The following is a 25,696-nucleotide window of genomic DNA, read 5'->3' as shown; positions in this document are numbered from 1 at the left end:
CCTCTGGCTAATCCGGTGTAGTTCGTGCCGCAGCTTACTGGCAAAGCGGCTGCCTTGTCGAGCCTGCGCGCCGCCGACGGACGGCGGCGCAAGCTTGCCCTATATGCCCTAATTTTCCCGCACCACGCGCGGCGTGATGAAAACCGCCAGTTCGCTGCGCGTGTCGCGATGAGTCCGATGGCGGAACAACGCGCCCAGAACCGGTATTTTGCCGAGGATGGGCACCCGTTCGACGTCGTCTCGGTCATCGGTCTCGTAAATTCCGCCGATCGACACCGTACCACCATCCTCGACCTCGACGCGCGTTTGCACGTGCTTGGTGTTGATCGCGGGCCCGGCGTCGGTCTGCTCGCCGACGCTGTCCTTCGCGACGTCGAGATCGAGCACTACGCGGCCATCCGGCATGATCTGCGGCTCGACCTCCAGTTTGAGCGTCGCGCGGCGAAACTGCACGCCAGATACGCCCTGGCCGACCTTCGCCTGATATGGCAGCTCGGTGCCCTGCTCGACGATCGCCTTCATCCGGTCCGCCGTGACAACCCGCGGGCTCGACACGATTTTCCCATGTCCCTCTGATTCGAGCGCCGAGAGTTCGATATTCAGCAGCCGTGTCGCGTGCGCGGCGAATAGCGTGAGGCCAGCGGTCGCGGCATCGAATCCGGAGATCGGACGGGCCGACAGATCGTACACGGTGCCGTCCGTTCCTCCCGTCAGCCCCCTCGACGTACCATCCGCGCTCGTGCCGGCCAGCGACAGCCGCACCCCAAGATTGCGCGAAAAACCCTGGTCGCCTTCGACGATCTGAGCCTCGATCAGCACCTGGCGAGTCGGCCGGTCGACGGAGGCGATCAGCGCCGCGATCTGCTCGAGCCGCCCCGCGAGATCGGTGACGAACAGCAGGTTGGTGCGCGGATCGGCGGTGACGGCGCCGCGTTTGGACAGCACGCGCTGGGTGCCGGAACCGGTCAGCAGGCGCCGCACGTCCTCGGCGTGCGCGTAGTGCAGCTCGAACGTGCGGCTCGCGAGCGGTTCGAGGTCCGCGGCGCGCGCGTGAGCTTCGAAGCGCTGACGTTCGCGCGCGGCGAGTTCGGCGGCGGGCGCGACCCAGATGACGTTGCCGTGGCGCTCCATCGCCAGATTGTTGACGTCGAGCAGCGTGTCGAACGCGGTGCGCCACGGCACCTGATCGAGCCGTATCGACACGGCGCCGCGCAACTTGTCGCTGGCGACAATGTTCAGGCCGGTGAACTCGGCGAACGCTTTCAGGACCGCGCCCAGTTGCGCATGCTGGAAGTTCAGCGAGATCGGCTTGTTGCCCGCGGGAAGGCCCGAGTCGGCATCGGCCGCTGCGTCGGCGAGGCGCGGCCGCGGCGGCAGCGGGACCGGCGGGCCCTCCAGACTGGGCGTGCCGGCGCCGTCGTCGCGAGCCGGAGCCGCGGGTTGTTTTGGCGGCGGCGGCAGATTCGGGCCGTTGGCGGCGTCGTCCGGGGAACCGTCGGGCGCGACGGCGGCACGCGGGGCCGGCTCGAGGGTGTCCGGTTCCGGGGCCGCGCTTGACGCAGAGACGTAGGCGAACGGATTCGCTGCCTGACCGATGCCGCCGCTCGGCAGCGGCGCTGTCTCATGGGCGGTCTCGGTCGATGCGGCTGGATCGTCGAGCGCGGCGTAAGTCGGCAACGGCGGCAGCAGCGGTGGCGCGGCTGCCCGTGCGACGCCCGCGCCGAGCGTCGCTGCGGCGTAGAGCCCAAAACACAGCCCGGCGACGACGCGGACCTCGCGTTCGCCCGTCAACCTCGCCACGCTCCATCGTTTGAGTATGCGCATCATGACGCCTCCGTCTGCGTCAGCGTCAGGGTGCGCGTCGCGCCGCCGTTCGCGAGCGTAATGCCGAGCGCGTCGAGCTGCGTGACTCGCTCGACGCCCAGTTGCTGCCCGGCCGCGACCGTCGTCGTGCCGTCTGGTGTGTCGAGCAGGGCGAGCCCGCGGGTACGATCGCGCAGCAGACCAATAAGGCGCAACTCGGAAACATCGCCCGGCTCGCCGCTCGCGGAGATCTGCGGCTTCGCGAACGGATCGAAGAATACGAGGCCTTCGTCGTCATCGTCGGCGTCAGTGCTTACGCCGGCGCTCGCAGCCGGGGTCTCAGGCGCCGGTCGCAGCGCGTCGTGCACCTGCAGCGTCGCGGCCACCGCGAGACCTTTGCCGTCCTGCTTGACGGTCACGTCGGCGGGAACGATCAGCACCGGCAGTTGCGCGAGCCCGTGAAAAAACGCCATCAGATGGACGAAGTCCGTGCGCGCGGTGAACTGCAGCTCGCGCTTGCGTTCGACGCCCTCGCCGCTCGCCGCGCCCGGTTCAACTGCGAGCAACGCGACGCCGCTCTGCGTGGCCAGTTCGGAGACGATGCGCACGTCGTCGGCGGAATTCCACGACACGGCGCTCGACACCGTGGCCGACATCGCCGCGGCTGCCCGGCGCAGCGACGGCAGCTGTGCGAGCGCGTGCCGCGCCTCCGCGAGACGCTGCGAGCTGAGCGCGAGCGCCGCGCGGCTCGCTTCCAGACCGGCGAGATCGGCCGTGTTCCAACTGTACGCGCCGAAGCCGAACACGAGCGCAGCGATCGCCGCCGCGACGAGCCAGCGACGGCGCGAGCTCCACGCCTCGAGCGGCATACGCGCCCGCTTGACCCAGCGTGACAAAACCGCGGTGCCGTGCGCCGCACCGCCCGGCTCGAAAAAGGTCGTGCTCATTGCGCCCCTCCCTTTCGTGCGGCCCTCGACGCGTGCGTCGCCCGGGGCGGCGGATCGCCCCAGCGCAGGCGCGCATCGAATTCCACCGGTCCGCCAATCGCCGGTTCCGTCGACGCGCCGCCCTTCCCCGTCGGCCGACGCAAATCGCGCATCTCCGCACCCTGCACGCCGTGGATCGCGCCGAGCCGCTTGAGCCACTCAGCCGATGCGATATGGCCGCTCGAAGTCGCCAGCAATTCGGTCTCGTACTCGCGCTGCCGAAACTGCCGCAACACGATGCGATCGCCGGGCTCGAAGCTCAGCGCGTCGAGCAGATTCCGCAGATGCGCGAGCGGCTTCGCGAGACTCGCGGCGAGCGGGGCCAACGCCTGTTCGATCGCAGCGCGCCGCGCATCCAACCGCGCCGCGGCGAAGCTCTGCCAACCGGCGACGAGCAACACGCCTGCGGCACCGACGCAAGCCGCCACAGCCCAGTCGCGCATGCAGCGGCGCCGCGCGAGTCGCGCGTTGCGTTGGCGATACGGCAGCAAATTGAAGCCGCCGAGCCACGGCACAGCGGCACGCTGATCACCCCGATCGGGACTCGCTGCCACGCCAGAAGAAAACGACAGAACGCCCCTCATTCCAGCACCCCGCGCAACGCGAGCCCAAACGCGACCGCGCCAGCCGGCTCGTGCAGCAACGCGTCGTCGAGCGGCCGCGCGTGGCTGCCGAGCAGCGCGCACTCGAACGGGAGGGCCGAGCAGCCGAGCACGTCGCCGATATCGGCGAGCGAGAAGCCGACGCCGTCGAGCAGATCGATTTCGCCGCCGATCAGCGCGCAGTCGAACTCCGGCCCGTGCGTGAGATCGCGCAACGCGTCGGCGAGATCGGCATGCTCGGGCGCCGGATAGCGCATCTCGCCGACGTTCGCGCCATCGACGACACTCCAGCCGTACACGCCGTCCGTGCCGACCCACACCGCCGCGTATGGTTCGTTCGGGTCGAGCTCGCGACTCGCCGCATGGCGCAGTGCGCGCAATGCCGCGTGCGGTTCGCCATCGATAGCGGATAACGAAATGCCCGCGGTCGCCGCGCATTCGATCCGCGCTTCCAGATGCTGACGCGAGGTCGCCGCGATCCTGACCGAGCGCTGCGGCGACGGCGTCTCGTCGACGTACCAGTCGACCGCGAGCGCATGACGCTCGAGCCCGGCGATACGCTCCGCTTCGCCCATCACCGCGGGCGCAAGTCCGGCGAGCGCAACGCCACCGTCCTCCGCCTCGCAGTCGCTCTGTGCGGCGAGCCGCGCGAGCGGCACTGTCGTCGTCAGCGTGGCCGACGAAGGCACGGCCATCGCGCAGCGCAGCGCGTGCGTCGCGCATACGCGCGGCAAGCCGGCGAACGCATCGCGCAATGCCCGCGAAACGGCCTGCCGATCGGCTATCTCCGCGCCCGCCATTACGCCGGCCGCGAGCGGCACCGTGCTGATATGTTCGAGATGCAGCGCACCCCGTGCGCGTTGACTCACCACCACGAGACGCACGTTTCGCGAGCCGACGTCGATGCCGGCGGCGAAACGCTGCCGGCCCTCCCGCACCGCCTGAAGCCATGAATTTTTATAAGCCATACCGTCCTCCCTCGGAACGCGAATAACGAGGGATCATTGTCGGCAGACGCGCGTCCTAACGACATTCAGCCGAATGGCCAACGCGGCTGCGAAGCCGCCCCGAGCGGCATCAAAGCGACTACAGTTGGGACTACAGCGAAGTCGTTCCCGCGCCGCCTGGCGAGTGCCGATTGCACGCCATTCGTAAGGCTTCCGAAAGCAGCAAAACCCTGGCGGCTATAATCGCGGGACTGTTTTTCCGGTACTCCTATGCAAGCCACGTCTCCTACGTCTCCGCCGCCCGCGCCGAAAAAGCGCAAACGTCCGCTATGGCTGAAGCTGATCCTCGGCTTTGTCGGGTTGATAGTGGCGGGCATCGTGTGCGTAGCGCTGGTGCTCGGCTACGCGCTCGTCGTCGCAACGCCGAACCTGCCGTCACTCGATGCGCTGACCGACTACCAACCTAAAGTGCCGCTGCGGATCTATACGGCCGACCACGTGCTGATCGGCGAATTCGGCGAGGAGCGGCGCGACATCGTGCACATTCAGGACGTGCCCGACAGCCTGAAGAAAGCGATCCTCGCGATCGAGGACGCGCGCTTCTATGAACACGGCGGCGTCGACCTGACCGGCATCGCGCGAGCCGGCATCGTCGCGCTGACCAACGGCCATGCGACGCAAGGCGCGAGCACGATCACGATGCAGGTGGCGCGCAACTTCTTTTTGTCCAGCGAGAAAACCTATACGCGCAAGATCTACGAGATGCTGCTCGCGTACAAGATCGAGTCGAAGCTGAGCAAGGATCAGATTCTCGAGGTGTACATGAATCAGATCTATCTCGGTCAGCGGGCGTATGGATTCGCGAGCGCCGCGCGCGTGTACTTCGGCAAGGATCTGAAAGACCTGACGCTCGCGGAATCGGCGATGCTCGCCGGTCTGCCGAAGGCGCCGTCCGCGTATAACCCCGTCGTCAATCCGAAGCGCGCGAAGGTGCGCCAGGAGTACATCCTGCAGCGCATGTACGAGTTGCACTACATCACTCCGGAACAGTACGACGAGGCGAGCCGGCAGCGGCTCGTCGTGAAGGGCATGGGCAAGGAGTACAGCGTGCACGCGGAATACGTCGCGGAAATGGTGCGGCAGATGATGTACGCGCAATATCGCGAGGAAGCCTACACGCGCGGCCTGAACGTCGTGACCACGATCGACTCGGCCGATCAGGACGTCGCCTATCACGCGGTGCGCAAAGGCTTGATGGACTACGAGCGCCGTCACGGCTATCGCGGCCCGGAGGCGTTCATCGATCTGCCGGCCGACGCCGACGAGCGCGAGCAGGCCATCGACGACGCGCTGCTCGAGCATCCCGACAACGGCGAAATCATCGCGGCCGTCGTCACGGCGGCGAGCCCGAAGGAGGTGCAGGCGGCCTTCATCGACGGCAACGTCGCAACGATTCAGGGCGATGGCCTGCGCTATGCGCAGTTCGCGCTCGGCCCGCGCGCGCAGCCGAATCAGCGCATCCGGCCCGGCGCGATCGTGCGGCTCGTGAAGAACGACGAGGGCGACTGGTCGATCACGCAATTGCCGCAGGTGGAAGGCGCGTTCATCTCGGTGGTGCCGCAGGACGGGGCGATCCGTTCGCTGGTCGGCGGCTTCGACTTCAACAAGAACAAGTTCAATCACGTGACGCAGGCGTGGCGTCAGCCGGGCTCGAGCTTCAAGCCGTTCATCTATTCGGCGTCGCTCGAAAAAGGCCTTGGGCCCGCGACGATCATCAACGACGCGCCGCTCTTTTTCAGCGCCGCCGAAACCGGCGGCCAGGCGTGGGAACCGAAGAACTACGGCGGCGGCTTCGACGGTCCGATGACGATGCGCACCGCGCTGCAGAAATCGAAGAATCTCGTGTCGATCCGCATCCTGAATCAGATCGGCCCGAAGTACGCGCAGCAATACATCACGCGCTTCGGCTTCGACGCGGACCGCCATCCCGCCTATCTGCCGATGGCGCTCGGCGCGGGCCTCGTGACGCCGCTGCAGATGGCGGGCGCGTTCTCGGTGTTCGCCAACGGCGGCTACCGGATCAATCCTTACCTGATCGCGGAAGTCACCGATCAGCGCGGCGGCGTCGTCGCGCAAGCGCATCCGCTCGTGGCCGGCCAAAACGCGCCGTATGCGATCGACCCGCGCAACGCCTATGTGATGAACAGTCTGTTGCAAAGCGTCGCGCAGCACGGCACCGGCGCAAAGAGCAACGTGCTCAAGCGCACCGATCTCGCCGGCAAGACCGGCACGACCAACGACTCGCGCGACGCGTGGTTTGCCGGCTATCAGCACACGCTCACCGCGATCGCGTGGATCGGCTACGACAATCCGCGCAGCCTCGGCGACAAGGAAACCGGCGGCGGCCTCGCGCTGCCGGTGTGGATCGAGTACATGGGACGCGCGCTGAAGGGCGTGCCCGAGTACAAGATGGCACGCCCCGACGACGTCAGCGAAATCGGCTCGGAACTTTATTTCGACGATTTCACGCCGGGCCACGGTTTCATCGCAACGGTCGGCGTCAGTCAGGCGACGCTCGACGCCCAGGCGAGCGCCGCGGCCGCCGCGCCGGAACAGGTCGGCGAGCAGGAGAAGCAGGACATCATGAATCTGTTCCGCGGGCACTAAGGCCGCGTCGACGTACCGTTAATCGGCATAGGGGGCAGCCATCGGGCTGCGCCCCTGCCACACCACCCGGCATGCGGGTCCGCACCGGGCGGTTCGGGAAGTTGAGGTCATGAGAGACGGGGCAAACCCAGCCGGTCGAACCACGCCACCGTGAACAGTCTGCTTAGCAGCCTGCCGCTGTTGCGCCACCAGCGACGGCCGTTGGCCGCCACCCGTCGCGCCACATCAACGGCGGCGCCCATCGCGCGCAGTTCGCGGTACATCGTCGTACCGCGCTTCCACTGCTTGAGCTGGATTGCGCGCAGTCGGTGACGCAACCACTTGTCCAGCTCACGCCAGACCTTCGGTGTCTGCGCCAGACGGAAGTACGCCTTCCAGCCCAGCAGGTACGCGCGTACCTGTCGCACCACTTCCCGCAGGCTGCGCCCGCATGAACGAGCGGTCAGTTCCCGGATGCGTTGCCGAAACGTCGCCAGCGGTTTGTCCGCCACGCGGCGCTTGACCTCGCGTCCGGGTGCCACCCAGAAGCTGTAGCCCAGGAACTTGCGTCCAAACACGCTGGCCACTGCGCTTTTGGTCTCGTTGACCTTCAAACGCAGTCGCCCGTACAGCCGCCGCAGCAACGCCATCACCCGTTCGCCCGCGCGCCGACTGCGAACGTACACGTTCGCGTCGTCGGCATAGCGCGCGAAGCAGTGACCGCGCCGCTCCAGTTCCTTGTCCACCTCGTCGAGCAACACGTTGGCCAGCAACGGCGATAGCGGCCCGCCCTGCGGCGTGCCCTGTTCGCGCTGCTGAACCACACCGCCATCCATGATGCCGCTCGTCAGATACGCCCGGATCAGCCGGATCACCCCGGCGTCCCCAATACGTTTCTGTAGACGGTCGATCAGGATGTCGTGGTTGACCCGGTCGAAGAACTTCTCCAGATCAACGTCCACCACGATTCGCCGGCCCGACTGCACGTACGACTGCGCGGCAAGCACCGCATCGTGCGCACGCCGTCCGGGCCGGAAACCATAGCTGTGCGCGCTGAAGGTGGGGTCCAGAACCGGTTGCAGCACCTGCAGCAGCGCCTGCTGGATCAGCCGGTCCGTCACCGTCGGGATGCCAAGCTCGCGCTCGCTTCCGTCCGGTTTCGGGATCGTCACCCGCCGTACCGGGCTGGGCCGGTACGTCCCCTTCAGCAACTGTTCACGGATCGCCGGCCACGCCGTCACCAGATGGCGCGACGTCTGGTCAATGTCCAGACCGTCCACGCCAGCGGCTCCCTTGTTGGCCCGTACCCGTTTGAATGCCTGCTTCAGGTTCTCTCTCGTCAGCGCCGCCATCAGCAGCGCTGACCCTGTGTCCCCGGATTCATGGCGCGGGCAACAGGCTTCGTCGCTCACGGGCATAGACGCAGCTTCACCGCGTGTGCCTCCCGCTCGCCCCGCTTGCACGGGCTTCTGACGCAGTACCTGTCGCATCGACATGACGCTGGACACTCCTTCCCGTTTGGCCCTTCGTCACCAGCTTCGGACTCATCGACCTGTCCTGTGACTACTACGGCCTCTGCTGACTCCTCGCTCCGGCTCGACGCCGTCACCCTTTCAGGCATGAGGCGAGGCCTCCCCAGGTAAGAACGCACTCCTTCATCGCACAACCGCCGCATCTACGCCACTTCACCTTGGTCACGAGAGCTTCGCGGTTTTTCGCCCGCTCGCCCTGCTCGGCAGCGCCTTCTATACGGTTCTTGTTCATCGGCTCGCGATTTACGCTCCACGCTTCCTCCCCACATCCGGTCGCCCTCGTGCAGTTGCGCTTCACTTCATTCGCTGTGACCAGCTTATGGCGGGACTTACACCCGCAGGAATGCGCCCATGCTGGGCGCACGAAAAGAAAAAACCGCCGCGTTGATTACGCGGCGGTTTTGTTTTGAGAGCGTCTCGTGCTTCGCGCTTGTCGCGCCGTGCTCATTGCGCGGCGAACTGCACCGGCTCGCCAGCCTGCTCGGTCGCATACTGCGACAGCGCCGCGAAAAACTCCGAGCCGCTGCGCGTGTCGCGCCATTCGCCGTCGACGAAACGGAAGTGGAAACCGCCGGCCTTCGCCGCGATCCAGATCTCGCTCATCGGGGGCTGAAGGTTGACGATGATCTTCGTGCGGTTCTCGAATTCGAGCGTCAGAACGTTGCCGCTGCGCTCGAGTTCGATGTCGGCGTCGATGTCGTCGAGCGCGCTCTCGATGGCGGCCAGTACGGCTTCCGCACGGGTCAGGTAATCACTATCGGACATGCTAAACTCCATCGATTATTCATTCAGGGACAGTCATGCGAGTCGTAACTCGGATGCGCGCGGCAGCGCCCGGCCGCGCGATTGTAGCGGTTTTAGCCATTCTCGCAGGATGTGCGCTTACCGGCTGCGGCCAACGCGGCGCGCTCTATCTGCCAACCGTACCACCGCTGCCTGCCCCGCCGGCTCATCGCACGCAAACGCCGTCGACCGATCAAACGCAACCGGCTACCGGCAGCGCGGCCGACGCGGATTCGATCCCGGACACCTCGGGCACGCCGCTCACGCTCGCCCCCGAAGACCAACTCAAGACGCCGCCCGCTTCGGCGGCATCGGCTCCCGCAGTACCGCTGCCCGCCTCTGCCGTCCCTTCCGCTCAATAAGACTTTCGCATGACTCGATCCGCATTTGACTACGTCGACGGCGTATTGCACGCCGAAGGCGTGTCCGCCGTTTCCCTCGCCGAGCAGTTCGGCACGCCGCTGTACGTCTATTCGCGCGCCGCGCTCACCGCGGCGTGGAACGCCTATGCGGGCGCCTGCGCCGGGCGTCGCGCGAGCGTGCACGTGGCCGTCAAGGCCAACAGCAATCTCGCGGTGCTGAACGTATTCGCGCGCCTCGGCGCGGGCTTCGACATCGTGTCGGGCGGCGAACTCGCGCGCGTGCTCGCGGCCGGCGGCAAAGCGGAAAACACCGTGTTTTCGGGCGTCGGCAAGCAGGCGAGCGAAATGCGCGACGCGCTCGCGGCGGGCGTCAAATGCTTCAACGTCGAATCGATTCCCGAGCTCGACCGCCTCAACGCTGTGGCGGGCGAGATGGGCAAGAAGGCGCCGGTGTCGCTGCGCGTGAATCCCGACGTCGACGCGAAAACGCATCCGTACATTTCCACCGGCCTGAAGACGAACAAGTTCGGCGTCGCGTTCGAAGATGCACGCGCCACTTATCAGGCGGCCGCGGCGATGGCGAATCTCGAGGTGGTCGGCATCGACTGCCATATCGGCTCGCAAATCACCGAAGTCGCGCCTTACCTCGACGCAATCGACAAAGTGCTGGAGCTCGTGGAGCAGATCGAGCAGGACGGCGTGACGATTCGCCATATCGACGTCGGCGGCGGCCTCGGTATCACCTACGACGACGAAACGCCGCCGGAAATCGGCGAGTTCGTGCGCACGTTGCTCGATCGCATCGAAGCGCGCGGCCACGGTCACCGCGAAGTCTATTTCGAGCCCGGTCGCTCGCTGGTCGGCAACGCGGGTGTGCTGCTCACTCGTCTCGAGTTTCTGAAGCCGGGCGAGGACAAGAACTTCGCGATCGTCGACGCGGCGATGACCGATCTCGCACGCCCCGCGATGTACGACGCGTATCACGCAATCGAGCCGGTCGTGAAGCGCGACGTCCCTGCGCACGTCTATGACGTGGTCGGCCCGGTCTGCGAAAGCGGCGACTGGCTCGGCCGCGAACGGCTGCTCGCTGTCGAACCCGGCGATCTGCTCGCGATCCGTTCGGCCGGTGCCTATGGCTTCGTGATGAGCTCGAACTACAACACCCGTGCGCGCGCCGCCGAGGTGATGGTGGATGGTACACGAGCGCACGTAGTTCGCGCACGCGAAGAGATCAGGCAGCTGTTTGCGGGCGAAGCGATTCTGCCGGCGTAAACGTCAGAGCTGGCTGTACAGCCAACGGTAAATAAAGCGCAGCAACGAAAAAAATGGCGATGCCTCCTCGGCATCGCCATTTTTCTTTGCAGCCGCGTGCGTGACGCGAAAGTTTCGCGCAATCACCGTCGGCGCGTCGTCATCCTTCGCTCGCGTATCCAGACCACCAGCCGCCATCCCAGCAGCGCAATCATCACCGCGCCGTAAATCTCCGGCAGCAGCAGATCGTGCTTGCCCGCCTTCATCCACCAGAAATGCAGGATCGCGAGCGCGCCGATCGCGTAGATCGCGCGATGCAGCGTCTGCCAGCGACGTCCGAGCTTGCGCACCATTGCGCGCGGCGACGTCACCGCAAGCGCGATCAGCAGCACGAACGCGGCGAAGCCCACCGTGATGAACGGCCGCTTGCCGATGTCCTTCAGAATCTCCGCCACGTCGAACCACTTGTCGAACCACAGGTACGTGGTGAAATGCAGCGTCGCGTAGAAGAACGTAAAGAGCCCGACCATCCGGCGGAAACGCACGAGCGCGGCGACGCCGGTCAGACGGCGCAGCGGCGTCACCGCTAGCGTGATGCACAGGAACACGAGCGTCCACAGGCCCGTCGAGCGCGTGATGAATTCGATCGGATTCGCGCCGAGCCGGTCGGTCAGGCCAAACAGCACGAGGCGTGCGAGCGGATAGAGCGCCGCGGCGAAGACCGCGACTTTCGCCGGTACGACCCAGCGCGCGCTGCCCGCGGCCCGCCGCCTGGCCGCCGACATCGGCGCCGTGCGCCGTGTCGCTGGCGCGCTGCGGGTGACAGTTTGCGTATCGGAAGCCATCGCGCTCGCCTTAAAAGTTCTTCTTCAGGTCCATGCCTTGATAGAGCGATGCAACCTGATCGCCGTAACCGTTGAACATCAGCGTCTTGCGCTTCGGCGTAAAAAAGCCGTCTTCGCCGATGCGCCGTTCGGTCGCCTGGCTCCAGCGCGGATGATCGACGTTCGGATTCACGTTCGAATAAAACCCATATTCGTTCGATGCGTAGGTGTTCCAGCTGGTCGGCGGCTGCTTGTCGACGAAACGGATCTTCACCAGCGACTTCGCGCTCTTGAAGCCGTACTTCCATGGCACCACGACGCGAATCGGCGCGCCGTTCTGGTTCGGCAGCACCTGGCCGTAGAGGCCCATCGTCAGCAGCGTCAGCGGATGCATCGCTTCGTCCATCCGCAGGCCTTCGGAGTACGGCCACTCGAGTATGGGCTGCGACAGCCCGGGCATCTGCGATGGATCGGCGAGCGTGATGAATTGCACGTACTTCGCATTGCCGGTCGGCTCGACGCGTTTAATTAACTCGGAAAGCGAGACGCCGATCCACGGCACCACGATCGACCAGCCTTCGACGCAGCGATGCCGGTACACACGTTCCTCGAGCGGTGCGAGCTTCAGCAGGTCGTCGATGTCGTAGACCTTCGGATTCTTAATCTCGCCCTCTACGCTCACCTTCCACGGATGCGGCCGCAGCGTGCCCGCGTGCTGCGAGGGGTCGGATTTGTCGGTGCCGAACTCGTAGAAATTATTGTAGGTGGTGATGTCCTTGTACGGCGTGATCTTGTCGAGCGCGACGAACCTGGTGTTGGTTTTCGCCGCGAGCTTCTGCGCCTTCGGATCGGGGGACGAGTATGTCGCGAGCGCCTCATCGCTCACGCCGATCAGGCTGCCGAGCGCCATCGCGCCGGCTGCCTGCAGGATGCGTCGGCGGTTCTCGAACACGTGCCGCGGCGCGATTTCGCTGCGCGCGATGTCATCTCCGGTCAGTTGAATTCTGTCGCTTCGCTTGATCCACATCGTGCTGCTCCTTGCCGGCCCGCCGCGTCGTGCGCGTTGCGGTGCCATATTGATGATCGCCCGTTTGGGGGCGCCTGTCATCCACGGGTACCTGCTCGGGTGCTCGATGGGTGAACACCGGGGCGCGACGAATATTCCGTCCGCCATGAAAAAACCGCCGGTGCAAAAGCACGCGGCGGTTCTTAGTCGGTTCAGCGCGGCGGATCTTACAGCTTGCCGTAGCTATGCAAGCCCGACAGGAACATGTTCACGCCGAGGAACGCGAAGCTCGTGACCAGCAGGCCGGTCAGCGCCCACCATGCGGCGACCGCGCCGCGCAGGCCCTTCATCAGACGCATGTGCAGCCAGGCCGCGTAGTTCAGCCAGACGATCAGCGCCCACGTCTCCTTGGGGTCCCAGCTCCAGTAGCCGCCCCACGCTTCGGCGGCCCACAGGGCGCCGAGAATCGTCGCGATCGTGAAGAACGCGAAGCCGACCGCTATCGACTTGTACATCACGTCGTCGAGCACGTCGAGCGCCGGGAGACGATCCGCGAGCACGCCGCGTTCCTTCGCCAGATATGCAACGCCGACCATCGCCGACAGCGCGAAACTGCCATAGCCGATGAAGTTCGCCGGCACGTGAATCTTCATCCACCAGCTTTGCAGCGCCGGCACGAGCGGCTGGATCTGCTGCGCGTCGCGCGAGACCGAGTACCACATCAGGAAGCCGACGGCCGCGCTGATCACGAGCAGCACAAACGCGCCGAGCGCGCGCGTGTTGTAGTGCTGCTCGTAGTACAGATAGAACAGCGCGGTGATCAGGCTGAACAGCACGAATACTTCATACAGGTTCGAAATCGGAATATGGCCGACGTCCGAGCCGATCAGGTACGACTCGTACCACCGCACCATCATGCCGACGAAGCCCATCAGCACCGCCACCCACGTCATCTTCGAGCCGATCGCGGCGCCGGTCGGCGAGCGCGACAGCAGCGCGATCCAGTAGAACACGGTCGCGAAGACGAACAGCGCGCTCATCCACAGGATCGCGGACTGGCTCGACAGGAAATATTTGAGGAAGAACGCGTTGTCGGCGCGGCTCAGATCGCCTTGGTATATCTGGATCGCAAGCAGGGACAGCGCGGCGATTCCCACCATCAGCGGACGCACCGGCTTCCAGCGCCAGCCCAGCGCCACGAAAACCGGCACCGAGCAGGCCAGCACCAGTTTGTCGTAGTAATTCATGAACGGGTAATAGCGCGACAGCGCGAACCCGGCGCCACCGACCAGCGCGAGCGCGAACAGCCAGTCAAAGATACCCAGGCGTTTCAGGAACGGCCGTTCGTCGAATTGCTGGAGTTCGGGCGTGCTGCTCGCAAACGCCTTGTCGGCGCGTGAAGCAGAGGAGGAGGAGGAAACCTGAGTCAAGTCCATGATCTTACCGGGTCGAATCCTGTGAGCTTGCCGACGGGGCTGCGGCCTGAGCGGCCGGGCTGGCATCGGCTGCGTCGATGAGTTTCGCGCCCAGTGCGGCGCTCACGGCGTCGCGCGTCTGGACGAACTCCTTCTCGAAGTCTAGCGTCTTACGCGCGCTCGACATCGCCATCACGACGTTCGTGCCGTGGTCCGTATCCTTCAGCCAGAACCACAGACGGCGTTCGCGGACGTAGAACATCGAGAAGATGCCCAATACGAGAAGCAGGCTGCCAAGATACACGACTTTTTTGCCCGGCGCGCGCGTCAACTGAAATACCGAAGCTTGCACCTGCTTGAATGAGTCAAGCTGCAAATAGACCGGCGATCCATACAGAAAGCTGTCGGATATCGCATTAAGCGAACTTTGGATGAAGCGGCTCGTGTCGGCATTGGCCGGCGCGGCGGGCTCGCCGAGCCGCTGGCGCGACAGTTGCCACAAGTCCCATGTGACGCCTTCGAGCATCCGAAGCAGCAAGCCCGCGGCCTTTTCCTGCTCGCCCTTCGGTACCGAGCGGTCGATAAAGCCAGCCACCGCCTGGAAGCCGCCGAGCGTTTCGCCGTTCGGCATCTTCACGCTGGCGTCCGCGCCCGCAAAAAGGGTCAGCACGCGCAACGCGCTTTCCTCCAGATGCTGCTGCAACTCCGCGTTCGAGCCTGGCACCGAGCGCTGCGCAAACTGATGAGCGGCGATGGCGCGTTGGTTCGGGTCTTCGAGCGTGGCGCGCAGGTTCATCCATTCCTTCAGCGTGCCGCCGCTGTCGGCGGGAATTCGCAGGTAGCGGAACGGATCGTCTGGATTCAGGCGCATGCCGGCGAGGAACATCTTCTCGCCGTTGACGTCGACGGGCAGCATGTAGTTGTTGTACTCGCGCGCCTGGCCGTCCTTGCCGCGAATCTTGTATTGCACCGACGGGCCGACGTTGTGCAGATCGAGCGGCTTCGAGGATTTCGCGCCGGAGCCGAGACGCTCGTCGAACGCTTCCTTCAGCGAGTGCTGCGCGGCGACCCCGCGCGCATCGTTCTGGCCATTGGCGTTCGAGATGTTTTCGACGTTGATCGCGCGGAAGTCCGTGAATTCGACGGTCTGGCCATCGGCGAGCGGCGTGGCGGAGCTCAGCGGCGCGCTGCCGCCGATCGTGCCGCCAAACGGCGCGGGCTTCGCGCTCGGGCCGGACATCGGGAAGGCGGTCATCTGCATCTGCGAGCCGCCATCCTGGAAGCTCGATTGATAAATCGACACGCCGTCGTATTCGAACGGCTTGTTGACCTCGACGCGCGCCGGCACGCGCGCGCCGGTCTTGTGATCGACCACGACGATGTCGCTCGCGAACAGCTTCGGCATGCCGGTCGTGTAGTAATCGACGATGAACTTGTTCAGTTCGATCGAAAACGGCAGGTCCTGGATCAGCGAACCGTTGGGCTGATTCAGGATCGCGGTCGACACGTGCTGCCCCTCGGGCACCCACGCGTAGCCGCGGAACGTCGGGTTCGACTCCGACAGCCGATGGTCGGGCGAAATCTCGTTGATCGCGGTGTTCGAGTTGATCGGCGACTTGTCGAACAGCCACATTTGCAGCTTGATCGGCAGATTGCTGTCGAGCAGGCCGCCGAGGCAGATCACGACGATCGCGATGTGCGCGGAGATGTAGCCGAACTTCGTCAGCGCGCCACGCTTCGCGGCGATCAGCGTCGCGCCGTCCGACTCACGCGTGACGAACTTGTAGCCGAGCTTCGCCGACAGTTTCGCGAGCACTGCCGCAGTCTGCGCGCGCGTGCCGTGCACGGCGAACTCGCCCTTGTGATGGAACGCACGCAGGCTGCCTTCGCGAACCTTGTCCTTCCAGCTCTTCGCATCGGCGAGCATCTTCGGCGCATTGCGGATCACGCATAGCGACACCGACACCATCAGGAAGCCAAGAATCAGCATGAACCACCACGAGCTGTACACCGTGTACAGGCTCAGCGCGCGGAAGATGTCCGCCCAGAACGGACCGAACTGGTTGACGTAGTTGGGATATGGATCGTCCTGCGTGAGGACGGTACCGATGATGCTGGCGATCGACAGAATCACGAGCAGCGCAATGGCGAAACGCATGGAGCTCAGGAGCTCGATGGTGCTGCGCATGACGCGATTGCCCGACTTCGACTGCAGACCCGACGTGGTGACGCTCATTCAAACTCCGACTGAACAGCAAAAAAGGGTGAAGGGCTGTCGCAGCTACGACACCCTCACCCTTTTCTTGTTTTTCACCGACCTCGCCGGGCCGGTTGGACTCGCGCAGGCGAACCGCTTAATGCAGACCCGCGATGTAGTCGGCAACCGCCTTGATCTCGTTGTCCGACAAACGTGATGCTATCGCATGCATCGCGTCGCTGTTATTACGAGCGCCCGGACCTTGCGTGAACGCGGTCAGCTGCGTCACCGAGTACTCGGCCCACTGTCCCGACAGGCGCGGATACTGGATCGGAATGCCCTGTCCCGTGGGGCCGTGGCAGGCCGCGCAGGCCGGCACGCCCCGGTCGGCAATCCCGCCGCGATAGATCTGCTGCCCCACCGCGACCGTGTTCTTATTGTGCGCATAGCCCGGCTTGGGTGTCTGCGTCGAGAAGTAAGCCGCAACGTTGATCATGTCCTGATCGGAGAGCGCGGCAGCCATGCCTGCCATGATCGCATTATTGCGCGCGGCCTGTTTGGCGCCCGGTTGCGTCTTGAAATCTCTGAGCTGCTTGACGAGATACTCCGGATGCTGGCCCGCCAGCTTCGGATATGCACCGCCGGCACTGTTGCCGTCTGCCCCGTGACATGACGCGCACACTTGTACCGCGATTGCCTGCCCCCGATTGATGTCCGGCTTTGCCGGATCTGCTGCTCGTGCCTGAATTGCCAAACCTGAAAGACCTGCCGTTACATGAAGCACCATCAGAGTCTTGCACAGTCGATTCATTCGCACACCCTGTCTCGTCTTGTGGGATTTTAGAGGTTCTGCAAAGTACGACGACGGCGACCGAGTGACCGCCAGGAGCCGCCAAGGCACGTGGGGCGGGCTCCCAAGGTATTCAGTAAACCATCGTATTGTACAATAACTCGCTAATCGCTTAGACGCCAGTCGGGCTTGACCCCGTTCCCGCTGCGGGCCCCGCGGCGTCTCCAATCTGGCTTCCACCATGCCCTTCCTGCTCCACGAATCCCGCTTCTATACCACCGTCAATCATCTGCGTGACCTGCCGGCCACCGCGCAGCCCGAGATCGCTTTCGCGGGACGCTCGAACGCAGGCAAGTCGACGGCGATCAACGTGCTCTGCAATCAGAAGCGACTCGCGTTCGCGAGTAAGACGCCTGGCCGCACGCAGCACATCAATTATTTTTCGGTTGGCAAGCCGGATGAACCGGCCGGCTATCTGGTCGACCTGCCGGGCTACGGCTATGCGGAAGTGCCGGGAGCGGCGAAGGCGCACTGGGAAGCGCTGCTGTCTTCGTATCTGCAATCGCGCTCGCAACTGCGCGGCATGATCCTGATGATGGATTCGCGCCGCCCACTGACGGATCTCGATCGACGCATGATCGAGTGGTTCGCGCCGACCGGCAAGCCGATCCATACGCTGCTCACCAAATGCGACAAATTGACGCGGCAGGAAAGCACGAACGCATTGCGCACCGCGCAGAAGGGACTCGCCGAATATCGGGCGGCGGGCTATCGCGGTGAGTTGAGCGCACAGCTCTTTTCCGCGCTCAAACGCACGGGCCTAGACGAAGCGCATGAACTGATCGAGAGCTGGCTGATCCCGGGCGCAGTGGACGAAGCAGGTGAAAAGCCGGCCGCGGGCTGAGTCACTGTCGATGCCCGAGTCCCGCCGCGCGTGTGACGCGGGAGTCGCATTGAATACCCGTATCAGAGCGCATTTCTGGCCACCCATAAAAAAACCCGCCGCTTGAACGGCGGGTCAAACAGCCTAATCGAAAAACGACAGGCACCCGCTCAGGGAGGAGAAGCGGGGAGGTCAGCGCTAGGCGCCTTGCTCGATCGGTATGATATACCATTGTCTCGAAAAGTTTCCGGGAGCGGAGCCAGGTGCCGTTTGTCCACTCCACCTATCCACGATCTTCGATTCGATATGAGCTTCTACCCGCACTACCGTCCGCGCCGCATGCGCCGTGACGACTTCTCGCGCCGCATGATGCGCGAAAACATCCTCACCACTAACGACCTGATCTACCCCGTATTCATCGTCGAAGGCACCAACGTTCGACAAGCCGTGCCGTCGATGCCGGGCGTCGAGCGCGTGTCGGTCGATCTGCTCATGGGCGTCGCGGAGCAGTGCGTCGAACTGGGCGTGCCGGTGCTGTCGCTGTTTCCCGCGATCGAGCCCTCGCTGAAGACGCCCGACGGCCGCGAAGCGGCCAACCCGGCGGGTTTGATCCCGCGCGCGGTGCGTGAATTGAAGAAGAATTTTCCGGAGCTCGGCGTACTCACCGACGTCGCGCTCGATCCGTACACGAGCCACGGTCAGGACGGCGTGCTCGACGAAGCTGGCTACGTGATGAACGACGAGACCGTCGAGATCCTCGTCGAGCAGGCGCGTGCGCAGGCGGAAGCCGGGGTCGATATCGTCGCGCCGTCGGACATGATGGACGGCCGCATTGGTGCGATCCGCGAAATGCTCGAGAGCGAGGACCACGTCCACACGCGCATCATGGCGTACGCGGCGAAGTACGCTTCAGCGTTCTACGGCCCGTTCCGCGATGCCGTCGGTTCCGCGACGAACCTCGGCAAGAGCAACAAGATGACCTACCAGATGGACCCGGCCAATTCGAACGAGGCGCTGCGCGAAGTGCAGGCCGACATCAATGAAGGCGCGGACATGGTGATGGTCAAACCGGGCATGCCGTATCTGGACATCGTGCGTCGCGTGAAGGACGAGTTCCAGTTTCCTACCTACGTGTACCAGGTAAGCGGCGAATACGCGATGCTGAAGGCCGCCGCGCAGAACGGCTGGCTCGATCACGACAAGGTCATGATGGAATCGCTGCTGGCGTTCAAGCGTGCCGGCGCGGACGGCGTGCTGACGTATTTCGCGCTAGATGCCGCGAAGATCCTGCGTTCGCAGAAATAAATCAGCACGAGGCTTGGCACGCGGCTGCCGTGAGAAGAAAACGGAGGCGAACCTTAGGGTTTCGCCTCCGTTTTTTTGTGCTGCTCATTCTCGCCGCCGCGGCCTGCAACGCCCCCCCGGCGTTCGATTACACCCCCGACGCGCTCGCTCGATCCAGTGTGCGCAGGAATTTATCCGCCGATTCGTAGCCGACCACCCGCAGCACCTCCTTGCCATCCTGATCGAAGAAAATAATCCCCGGCGGCCCGAACAGGTTGAAGCGCTTGAGCAGCGCCTGATCGTCGGTATTGTTCGCAGTGACGTCGGCGCGCAGCAGATTCATCTGCTTCAGCTTCGCCTGAACGCGCGGGTCGCTGAAGGTGAATTTCTCCATTTCCCTGCAGCTCACGCACCAGTCCGCGTAAAAATCGAGCATGGCAGGCTGTGCCGCCGTTTTGACGGCCTGGTCAAGCTGCGCCGATGAACGAACCGGTGCGAACGTCAAATCGCTTTGCGACGCCGTTGCGGCCTCGCTAGAACCATCTTTCGCGATGCCCGCCTGACTGCCGGCGCGAGCAGCGAGCACGGCCAGCGGGCGCAGTGGGTCCGATGATCCCGCGGCGAGGCCAATCACAAGCGCGGCCGCCCAGACCGCCATCACGACGCCGACCGACCGGCCTAGCCGGTGCCATATCGAGCCACCCGCGGCCGACCTGAAAAACAGGCCGAGGGCGACCGCAGCGATCAGCAGCCAGAGGGCACTCAACAGCATCGTCGCCGGGCCGCCGAGCACCGGCCAAATGATCCACAGCGCCGCGGCGAGCAGAACCACGCCGAAAAACACCTTTACGCTGTCCATCCACTTGCCCGCGCGCGGCAGCAGCGTGCCCGCGCCGAGGCCGATGATCAGTAGCGGCAGCCCGAGGCCGATCCCCATCGAGAACAGCGCCGCGCCACCGAGCACGGCATTGCCGGTGTGCGCGATGAACGCGAGCACCGCGAAAAGCGGCGCGGTCATGCAGGCGCCGACAACCAGCGCCGACAGCGCGCCCATCACGGCGACCGCGGTAAATTTGCCGCCCGAGCGTCCCGCTGACACGCTCGACATCCGATCGCGCCAGCGCGGCGGCAGTTCGAGATCCACACCAGCGATCAGCAGCAGCGCGAAAATCGTCAGAAGGCCGCCGAACGCGCCGAGCACCCACGGATTCTGCAGCCATGCGCCGAGACTCTGCCCGACGAGTGCCGCCGCGACGCCCAGCACCGTGTAGACGAGCGCCATCCCGATTACATATGCGAGCGACAGCGCGAAACCACGCCCACGTGTGACGCGCGCCCCCTCACCGATGATGATCGCAGACAGGATCGGAATCATCGGATACGAGCACGGCAGCAGGCTCAGAATTGCGCCCGCAACAAAATAAAGCCCTACGATCGCAAAGAAACCGCCTCGCTGTAGCAGCGTCTGCGCGTAGTCGGCGCTGGTCGCACGTTCGTACCACGGCTCGTCCTCAGTGTGCGCGGATTGTTGCGCGGTTGGACCCGCTGCCGCGCCGCCAGCCGACTGCAGCGCCACGCCGCTCACGTGATAAACGCGCTCCATCGGGGGGTAGCAGATGCCAGCGTCGGCGCAGCCCTGCGACGTCACCGCGAGATCGAACGGTCCGGCAGCCTGCTTGACCGGAATATGAATCGTCAGCTCGTTGCGATACGTCTCGACATTCTTGTTGAACGTCTGATCGAACTTCACGTGACCGTCGGGCAGTTGAGGCTCGCCAAGCGTCGCGGTGCCATTCCGGGTCGCGAAAGCGAAGCGCTCGCGGTACATGTAGTAACCGTCCGCAATCTTGTATGTGACGACGACTTGCCCGGGCTGCTCGGTCGCACTGAACCGGAATGCGACCGACGGGTCGAGGAAGTCGTCCGCGGCCCGTGCGAGCGTGGCGAATTGCGCGAGGAACGCGCAGCTGAGCAGAAAGAATGCAGTGCGCAGCGCAGCGCGCGCGCGCTGGTCGAGACCGTTAAACATGAAGAGGGCGTTGGGTTTCAGCAGTGATCCACTGGCCGTAGGCGGCCGAGGCCGTCGCTTGCCAGGAGAGTATTTCCGGCGTGTCGTAGGGATGGTGAGCCTGAAGGTATTGTTCCAATTCGAGCGCGCGAGCGGCGCTGGTCTTGAACAGCAACTGGATTTCCTGCGCGGTTTCGATCGCGCCCTGCCAGTGATAGCTCGAATGCACGCTGCCCAGCTGCGTGACGCATGCACAAAGGCGCGCGGCGAGCGCGTCGGCGGCGAGCTTTTCCGCGACGGCCACATCCGGCACCGTCGTCAGCACCAAGGTCACATTCACACTCACACCAGGCTCCGGCGGCGCAGGATTTCGATCCCGATATCGTATCACCTGGCCATGTCGCCCCGCAGAGCGCCCCGCGGCGCGGCCGCGGCATTTGGTCACCGCGACACGGCTTTCGGCATCGATGAAAAAATCGCCGACAATCGGCATAGGGGGCAGCCATCGGGCTGCGCCCCTGCCACACCACCCGGCATGCGGGTCCGCACCGGGCGGTTCGGGAAGTTGAGGTCATGAGAGACGGGGCAAACCCAGCCGGTCGAACCACGCCACCGTGAACAGTCTGCTTAGCAGCCTGCCGCTGTTGCGCCACCAGCGACGGCCGTTGGCCGCCACCCGTCGCGCCACATCAACGGCGGCGCCCATCGCGCGCAGTTCGCGGTACATCGTCGTACCGCGCTTCCACTGCTTGAGCTGGATTGCGCGCAGTCGGTGACGCAACCACTTGTCCAGCTCACGCCAGACCTTCGGTGTCTGCGCCAGACGGAAGTACGCCTTCCAGCCCAGCAGGTACGCGCGTACCTGTCGCACCACTTCCCGCAGGCTGCGCCCGCATGAACGAGCGGTCAGTTCCCGGATGCGTTGCCGAAACGTCGCCAGCGGTTTGTCCGCCACGCGGCGCTTGACCTCGCGTCCGGGTGCCACCCAGAAGCTGTAGCCCAGGAACTTGCGTCCAAACACGCTGGCCACTGCGCTTTTGGTCTCGTTGACCTTCAAACGCAGTCGCCCGTACAGCCGCCGCAGCAACGCCATCACCCGTTCGCCCGCGCGCCGACTGCGAACGTACACGTTCGCGTCGTCGGCATAGCGCGCGAAGCAGTGACCGCGCCGCTCCAGTTCCTTGTCCACCTCGTCGAGCAACACGTTGGCCAGCAACGGCGATAGAGCCCCGGCAACAACATAGCAAACTCGCGGGTAAGATGGGGCCTTCGCATATCGAGGGAGTGTCTGGCGCCATGGTCCAGAGAATGTCCTGCCAGTAATGCGGTTCTCGTGCTTGAGGCCGTTGCTCCCGCTAACCGGGAGCCCAGTCGATGACACGGGGACGACGCAAACACTGGCGAGTGCGTCTCGCTTTCGAGCCGAACCGCTATTCCAGCGAACAACTGGAGAAGGCCTATGATCAGCTCAGTCCGATTGATGCCCGAAGCACGAGGCGCGCATCGGATGCAAGGCCAGCAACGGCGAAAGCGATGAAGCGAGGGAAACGATGAGCAACGTTGCCATGGTCGCGCTTTACGCGCGCGTGTCATCCGAGCAGCAAAGCAAACGCGGCACGATAGACAGCCAGATCGCTGCATTGAAAGAACGAATTCAGGCCGACGGGGCGCAGATTGTGGAGGACATGTGCTTCGTCGATGCCGGGGTGAGCGGTGCAACGCTGGTCAGGCCGCAATTGGAGCGCCTGCGCGACGCCGCCGCGCTCGGGACGGTCGATCGGCTGTACATCCTCGCGCCAGACCGCCTGGCGCGCAAATATGCGCACCAGGCCCTGTTGATGGAGGAATTCTCCTCGTGCGGCGTACAGGTCGTGTTTCTCAATCATGCAATTGGCACGACGCCGGAAGAATCACTGCTGCTGCAGATGCAGGGCATGATAGCGGAGTACGAGCGGGCAAAAATCGCAGAGCGTCACCGCCGCGGCAAGCTTCACGGCGCGAAACGCGGTACCGTCAACGTGCTATCAGGGGCGCCTTACGGCTACCGCTATATCCGAAGACAGCTCGACGGGACGCCAGCCCGGTACGTCATCGAACTGCCGCAAGCCGCCACGGTGAAAGCGATCTTCGAGTGGGTCGGGCTGGAGCGCCTGAGCCTCGGAGAAGTGATACGTCGGCTTGGCGAGGCCGGTACCGTGACGGCATCGGGCAAGCCGTACTGGGACCGCAGCGTGGTATGGGGCATCTTGCGTAATCCGGCGTACATGGGGCGGGCTGCGTTTGGCAAAACGCAGGCGTGCGATCATCAGGTGCGCGTGCGTGCCCAGCGTCACAGCGCCTGCGTGCCCAGGAAACCGTATTCAGCGAAACGCGCGGACCGGCAGCAGTGGATCGAAATTCCGGTGCCAGCAATCGTCAGCGAAGCACTGTTCGAAATCGTTCAGGAGCAGCTTGCCGAGAACCGCAAGCTGGCACGCCAGCGCCGGGATAATGCGCCGCTTCGCCTGCTGCAGGGGCTCACTGTTTGTGGGCAGTGCCGTTACGCCTACTACGCGAAGAAAGTGAGCAAGTCGGCGGCCAAGGGACATCATCGAGACTATGCCTATTACCGCTGCGTTGGAACCGACGCCTACCGGTTCGGCGGCGAACGTATCTGCGACAACCTGCAGGTACGGACAGACAAGCTCGATGAGCTGGTATGGCATCAGGTTGTGGAATTGCTCAGGCATCCCGATCGACTGAAAGAAGAGTATGAACGTCGACTCGACGTGATGGAGCGTAGCGAAAAGCGCGGCTTCGATACCGGCAGTCTGGAAAAGCAGCGGCTTCAGCTCCAAAAGAGCAAATCGCGACTGATCGACGGCTACTCCGACGGTATCATCGACAAGGCTGACTTCGAGCCAAGGATGCAGCAGTTGAAGAGTCGGCTCGCACAGATTGAACAGCAGATCCAGGAATCACGGCGCCACGGCGCGATGCAAAGCGAGCTGTTTCTCGTCATTAACCGGCTTGAGGAGTTTGCAGCCGCCGTCACTGAAAAGCTGGATGCGATTGATCTTGAAACGAAACGCAAGATCGTTCTGGGCCTGGTCAAGCGCGTAGAAATCCACAAGGACGAGATCGTCGTCGTGTTCCGTGTCGATCCGCAACCGCCGGTTCGCGGCAGCGAAAATTCGACCGACTCAGACGCAGGAGAGAAAAGTATGCAACATTGTAGGCGGCGTAAGCGGCCCGCCCTGCGGCGTGCCCTGTTCGCGCTGCTGAACCACACCGCCATCCATGATGCCGCTCGTCAGATACGCCCGGATCAGCCGGATCACCCCGGCGTCCCCAATACGTTTCTGTAGACGGTCGATCAGGATGTCGTGGTTGACCCGGTCGAAGAACTTCTCCAGATCAACGTCCACCACGATTCGCCGGCCCGACTGCACGTACGACTGCGCGGCAAGCACCGCATCGTGCGCACGCCGTCCGGGCCGGAAACCATAGCTGTGCGCGCTGAAGGTGGGGTCCAGAACCGGTTGCAGCACCTGCAGCAGCGCCTGCTGGATCAGCCGGTCCGTCACCGTCGGGATGCCAAGCTCGCGCTCGCTTCCGTCCGGTTTCGGGATCGTCACCCGCCGTACCGGGCTGGGCCGGTACGTCCCCTTCAGCAACTGTTCACGGATCGCCGGCCACGCCGTCACCAGATGGCGCGACGTCTGGTCAATGTCCAGACCGTCCACGCCAGCGGCTCCCTTGTTGGCCCGTACCCGTTTGAATGCCTGCTTCAGGTTCTCTCTCGTCAGCGCCGCCATCAGCAGCGCTGACCCTGTGTCCCCGGATTCATGGCGCGGGCAACAGGCTTCGTCGCTCACGGGCATAGACGCAGCTTCACCGCGTGTGCCTCCCGCTCGCCCCGCTTGCACGGGCTTCTGACGCAGTACCTGTCGCATCGACATGACGCTGGACACTCCTTCCCGTTTGGCCCTTCGTCACCAGCTTCGGACTCATCGACCTGTCCTGTGACTACTACGGCCTCTGCTGACTCCTCGCTCCGGCTCGACGCCGTCACCCTTTCAGGCATGAGGCGAGGCCTCCCCAGGTAAGAACGCACTCCTTCATCGCACAACCGCCGCATCTACGCCACTTCACCTTGGTCACGAGAGCTTCGCGGTTTTTCGCCCGCTCGCCCTGCTCGGCAGCGCCTTCTATACGGTTCTTGTTCATCGGCTCGCGATTTACGCTCCACGCTTCCTCCCCACATCCGGTCGCCCTCGTGCAGTTGCGCTTCACTTCATTCGCTGTGACCAGCTTATGGCGGGACTTACACCCGCAGGAATGCGCCCATGCTGGGCGCACGAAACAAAAAAGCCAGGCGATGCGCCTGGCTTTTCG

The 25,696-nt window shown here is 64.2% G+C and carries 20 protein-coding genes and 3 pseudogenes; 6 read left to right on the top strand and 17 right to left on the bottom strand.

From position 1 onward, the window contains the following. Positions 1–108 precede the first annotated feature (108 nt). The 4 genes from QFZ94_RS31930 to pilM are packed head-to-tail and all read right to left on the bottom strand — an operon-like array spanning position 109 to position 4,359. Complete coding sequence (locus QFZ94_RS31930; RefSeq protein WP_429461725.1) at positions 109–1,827, bottom strand: type IV pilus secretin PilQ; 1,719 nt, start codon at positions 1,825–1,827, stop codon at positions 109–111. After that, positions 1,824–2,750 (bottom strand): hypothetical protein, encoded by a 927-nt coding sequence (locus tag QFZ94_RS31925; protein WP_429461723.1) that lies wholly within the window; start codon positions 2,748–2,750, stop codon positions 1,824–1,826. Before QFZ94_RS31925 ends, QFZ94_RS31930 begins: the two co-directional genes overlap by 4 nt. Further along, complete coding sequence (locus QFZ94_RS31920; protein ID WP_429461721.1) at positions 2,747–3,373, bottom strand: fimbrial assembly protein; 627 nt, start codon at positions 3,371–3,373, stop codon at positions 2,747–2,749. Before QFZ94_RS31920 ends, QFZ94_RS31925 begins: the two co-directional genes overlap by 4 nt. Next, on the bottom strand, positions 3,370–4,359 hold the full coding sequence (pilM, locus tag QFZ94_RS31915; RefSeq protein WP_429461719.1) for a type IV pilus biogenesis protein PilM: 990 nt from the start codon (positions 4,357–4,359) through the stop codon (positions 3,370–3,372). Before pilM ends, QFZ94_RS31920 begins: the two co-directional genes overlap by 4 nt. Before the next feature lie 249 nt (positions 4,360–4,608). Between pilM and QFZ94_RS31910 the strand changes: the two genes are divergently transcribed. Further along, positions 4,609–7,005: a penicillin-binding protein 1A gene (locus tag QFZ94_RS31910; protein ID WP_410850214.1), complete on the top strand. Its 2,397-nt coding sequence runs from the start codon at positions 4,609–4,611 to the stop codon at positions 7,003–7,005. 107 nt (positions 7,006–7,112) lie between these two features. On the opposite strand, the gene ltrA is transcribed toward QFZ94_RS31910, so the two are convergent. The 3 genes from ltrA to cyaY all read right to left on the bottom strand — a co-directional run bounded on the left by ltrA (position 7,113) and on the right by cyaY (position 9,281). Next, positions 7,113–8,480 carry a group II intron reverse transcriptase/maturase gene (gene ltrA, locus QFZ94_RS31905; RefSeq protein ID WP_429456418.1) on the bottom strand — a complete coding sequence of 456 codons (1,368 nt, stop codon included), beginning with the start codon at positions 8,478–8,480 and terminating at the stop codon, positions 7,113–7,115. A gap of 109 nt (positions 8,481–8,589) precedes the next feature. Further along, positions 8,590–8,748, bottom strand: a complete 159-nt coding sequence (locus tag QFZ94_RS31900; RefSeq protein WP_429456375.1) for a hypothetical protein — start codon at positions 8,746–8,748, stop codon at positions 8,590–8,592. 212 nt (positions 8,749–8,960) lie between these two features. Next, positions 8,961–9,281, bottom strand: a complete 321-nt coding sequence (gene cyaY, locus QFZ94_RS31895) for an iron donor protein CyaY (protein WP_176110110.1) — start codon at positions 9,279–9,281, stop codon at positions 8,961–8,963. Between the two features lie 35 nt (positions 9,282–9,316). On the opposite strand from cyaY, the gene lptM reads away from it, so the two are divergent. Next, a complete protein-coding gene (lptM, locus tag QFZ94_RS31890; protein WP_368584382.1) occupies positions 9,317–9,661 on the top strand; it encodes an LPS translocon maturation chaperone LptM in 345 nt (114 codons plus the stop codon). A 9-nt stretch (positions 9,662–9,670) separates the two neighbouring features. Then, positions 9,671–10,933, top strand: a complete 1,263-nt coding sequence (lysA, locus tag QFZ94_RS31885) for a diaminopimelate decarboxylase (RefSeq protein ID WP_429461716.1) — start codon at positions 9,671–9,673, stop codon at positions 10,931–10,933. 122 nt (positions 10,934–11,055) lie between these two features. Here the strand turns inward: lysA and msrQ are convergent, their stop codons facing one another. The 5 genes from msrQ to QFZ94_RS31860 all read right to left on the bottom strand — a co-directional run bounded on the left by msrQ (position 11,056) and on the right by QFZ94_RS31860 (position 17,165). Further along, on the bottom strand, positions 11,056–11,757 hold the full coding sequence (gene msrQ, locus QFZ94_RS31880) for a protein-methionine-sulfoxide reductase heme-binding subunit MsrQ (RefSeq protein ID WP_429461714.1): 702 nt from the start codon (positions 11,755–11,757) through the stop codon (positions 11,056–11,058). A 10-nt stretch (positions 11,758–11,767) separates the two neighbouring features. Continuing rightward, positions 11,768–12,763 (bottom strand): protein-methionine-sulfoxide reductase catalytic subunit MsrP, encoded by a 996-nt coding sequence (gene msrP / locus QFZ94_RS31875; protein ID WP_429461712.1) that lies wholly within the window; start codon positions 12,761–12,763, stop codon positions 11,768–11,770. Positions 12,764–12,969: 206 nt separating this feature from the next. Beyond that, a complete protein-coding gene (gene ccsB, locus QFZ94_RS31870) occupies positions 12,970–14,178 on the bottom strand; it encodes a c-type cytochrome biogenesis protein CcsB (RefSeq protein WP_429461710.1) in 1,209 nt (402 codons plus the stop codon). 4 nt (positions 14,179–14,182) lie between these two features. Continuing rightward, complete coding sequence (locus QFZ94_RS31865; protein WP_429461708.1) at positions 14,183–16,393, bottom strand: cytochrome c biogenesis protein ResB; 2,211 nt, start codon at positions 16,391–16,393, stop codon at positions 14,183–14,185. A gap of 118 nt (positions 16,394–16,511) precedes the next feature. After that, a complete protein-coding gene (locus QFZ94_RS31860) occupies positions 16,512–17,165 on the bottom strand; it encodes a c-type cytochrome (RefSeq protein WP_026228372.1) in 654 nt (217 codons plus the stop codon). Between the two features lie 220 nt (positions 17,166–17,385). On the opposite strand from QFZ94_RS31860, the gene yihA reads away from it, so the two are divergent. Both yihA and hemB read left to right on the top strand, forming a co-directional pair. Beyond that, a complete protein-coding gene (gene yihA / locus QFZ94_RS31855) occupies positions 17,386–18,048 on the top strand; it encodes a ribosome biogenesis GTP-binding protein YihA/YsxC (protein WP_410850210.1) in 663 nt (220 codons plus the stop codon). Positions 18,049–18,333: 285 nt separating this feature from the next. Further along, positions 18,334–19,332 carry a porphobilinogen synthase gene (gene hemB / locus QFZ94_RS31850; protein ID WP_429461706.1) on the top strand — a complete coding sequence of 333 codons (999 nt, stop codon included), beginning with the start codon at positions 18,334–18,336 and terminating at the stop codon, positions 19,330–19,332. A 127-nt stretch (positions 19,333–19,459) separates the two neighbouring features. Here the strand turns inward: hemB and dsbD are convergent, their stop codons facing one another. From dsbD to QFZ94_RS31835, 3 genes and pseudogenes are all read right to left on the bottom strand, one after another. Continuing rightward, the gene (gene dsbD / locus QFZ94_RS31845; protein ID WP_429461704.1) at positions 19,460–21,340 is read right to left on the bottom strand and encodes a protein-disulfide reductase DsbD; all 1,881 of its coding nucleotides are present in this window, start codon (positions 21,338–21,340) and stop codon (positions 19,460–19,462) included. After that, entirely contained in the window at positions 21,333–21,665 is a 333-nt protein-coding gene (gene cutA, locus QFZ94_RS31840; RefSeq protein ID WP_410842521.1) for a divalent-cation tolerance protein CutA, read from the bottom strand. Before cutA ends, dsbD begins: the two co-directional genes overlap by 8 nt. 225 nt (positions 21,666–21,890) lie before the next feature. Next, positions 21,891–22,550, bottom strand: a pseudogene (locus tag QFZ94_RS31835) (group II intron maturase-specific domain-containing protein); the annotation flags it as partial. Between the two features lie 319 nt (positions 22,551–22,869). Here QFZ94_RS31835 and QFZ94_RS31830 point away from each other — a divergent pair. Continuing rightward, a pseudogene (locus QFZ94_RS31830) lies at positions 22,870–24,018 on the top strand (recombinase family protein); the annotation flags it as partial. A 519-nt stretch (positions 24,019–24,537) separates the two neighbouring features. Here QFZ94_RS31830 and QFZ94_RS31825 read toward each other — a convergent pair. After that, positions 24,538–25,260, bottom strand: a pseudogene (locus QFZ94_RS31825) (reverse transcriptase domain-containing protein); the annotation flags it as partial. Between the two features lie 109 nt (positions 25,261–25,369). After that, entirely contained in the window at positions 25,370–25,528 is a 159-nt protein-coding gene (locus QFZ94_RS31820; protein WP_429456375.1) for a hypothetical protein, read from the bottom strand. Positions 25,529–25,696: the final 168 nt, after the last annotated feature.

The sequence above is a fragment of the Paraburkholderia sp. JPY465 genome (assembly GCF_050436725.1).
Classification (GTDB): domain Bacteria; phylum Pseudomonadota; class Gammaproteobacteria; order Burkholderiales; family Burkholderiaceae; genus Paraburkholderia; species Paraburkholderia youngii.
The sequence above is the reverse complement of the archived record's forward strand: the minus strand, read 5'-3'. Positions and strand labels throughout refer to the sequence as shown.

Bases quoted from the DNA above. Each gene is read 5' to 3' on its own strand.
- QFZ94_RS31930 (WP_429461725.1), bottom strand. From the start codon at position 1,827: ATGATGCGCATACTCAAACGATGGAGCGTGGCGAGGTTGACGGGCGAA.
- QFZ94_RS31925 (WP_429461723.1), bottom strand. From the start codon at position 2,750: ATGAGCACGACCTTTTTCGAGCCGGGCGGTGCGGCGCACGGCACCGCG.
- QFZ94_RS31920 (WP_429461721.1), bottom strand. From the start codon at position 3,373: ATGAGGGGCGTTCTGTCGTTTTCTTCTGGCGTGGCAGCGAGTCCCGAT.
- pilM (WP_429461719.1), bottom strand. From the start codon at position 4,359: ATGGCTTATAAAAATTCATGGCTTCAGGCGGTGCGGGAGGGCCGGCAG.
- QFZ94_RS31910 (WP_410850214.1), top strand. From the start codon at position 4,609: ATGCAAGCCACGTCTCCTACGTCTCCGCCGCCCGCGCCGAAAAAGCGC.
- ltrA (WP_429456418.1), bottom strand. From the start codon at position 8,480: ATGTCGATGCGACAGGTACTGCGTCAGAAGCCCGTGCAAGCGGGGCGA.
- QFZ94_RS31900 (WP_429456375.1), bottom strand. From the start codon at position 8,748: ATGAACAAGAACCGTATAGAAGGCGCTGCCGAGCAGGGCGAGCGGGCG.
- cyaY (WP_176110110.1), bottom strand. From the start codon at position 9,281: ATGTCCGATAGTGATTACCTGACCCGTGCGGAAGCCGTACTGGCCGCC.
- lptM (WP_368584382.1), top strand. From the start codon at position 9,317: ATGCGAGTCGTAACTCGGATGCGCGCGGCAGCGCCCGGCCGCGCGATT.
- lysA (WP_429461716.1), top strand. From the start codon at position 9,671: ATGACTCGATCCGCATTTGACTACGTCGACGGCGTATTGCACGCCGAA.
- msrQ (WP_429461714.1), bottom strand. From the start codon at position 11,757: ATGGCTTCCGATACGCAAACTGTCACCCGCAGCGCGCCAGCGACACGG.
- msrP (WP_429461712.1), bottom strand. From the start codon at position 12,763: ATGTGGATCAAGCGAAGCGACAGAATTCAACTGACCGGAGATGACATC.
- ccsB (WP_429461710.1), bottom strand. From the start codon at position 14,178: ATGGACTTGACTCAGGTTTCCTCCTCCTCCTCTGCTTCACGCGCCGAC.
- QFZ94_RS31865 (WP_429461708.1), bottom strand. From the start codon at position 16,393: ATGAGCGTCACCACGTCGGGTCTGCAGTCGAAGTCGGGCAATCGCGTC.
- QFZ94_RS31860 (WP_026228372.1), bottom strand. From the start codon at position 17,165: ATGAATCGACTGTGCAAGACTCTGATGGTGCTTCATGTAACGGCAGGT.
- yihA (WP_410850210.1), top strand. From the start codon at position 17,386: ATGCCCTTCCTGCTCCACGAATCCCGCTTCTATACCACCGTCAATCAT.
- hemB (WP_429461706.1), top strand. From the start codon at position 18,334: ATGAGCTTCTACCCGCACTACCGTCCGCGCCGCATGCGCCGTGACGAC.
- dsbD (WP_429461704.1), bottom strand. From the start codon at position 21,340: ATGTTTAACGGTCTCGACCAGCGCGCGCGCGCTGCGCTGCGCACTGCA.
- QFZ94_RS31820 (WP_429456375.1), bottom strand. From the start codon at position 25,528: ATGAACAAGAACCGTATAGAAGGCGCTGCCGAGCAGGGCGAGCGGGCG.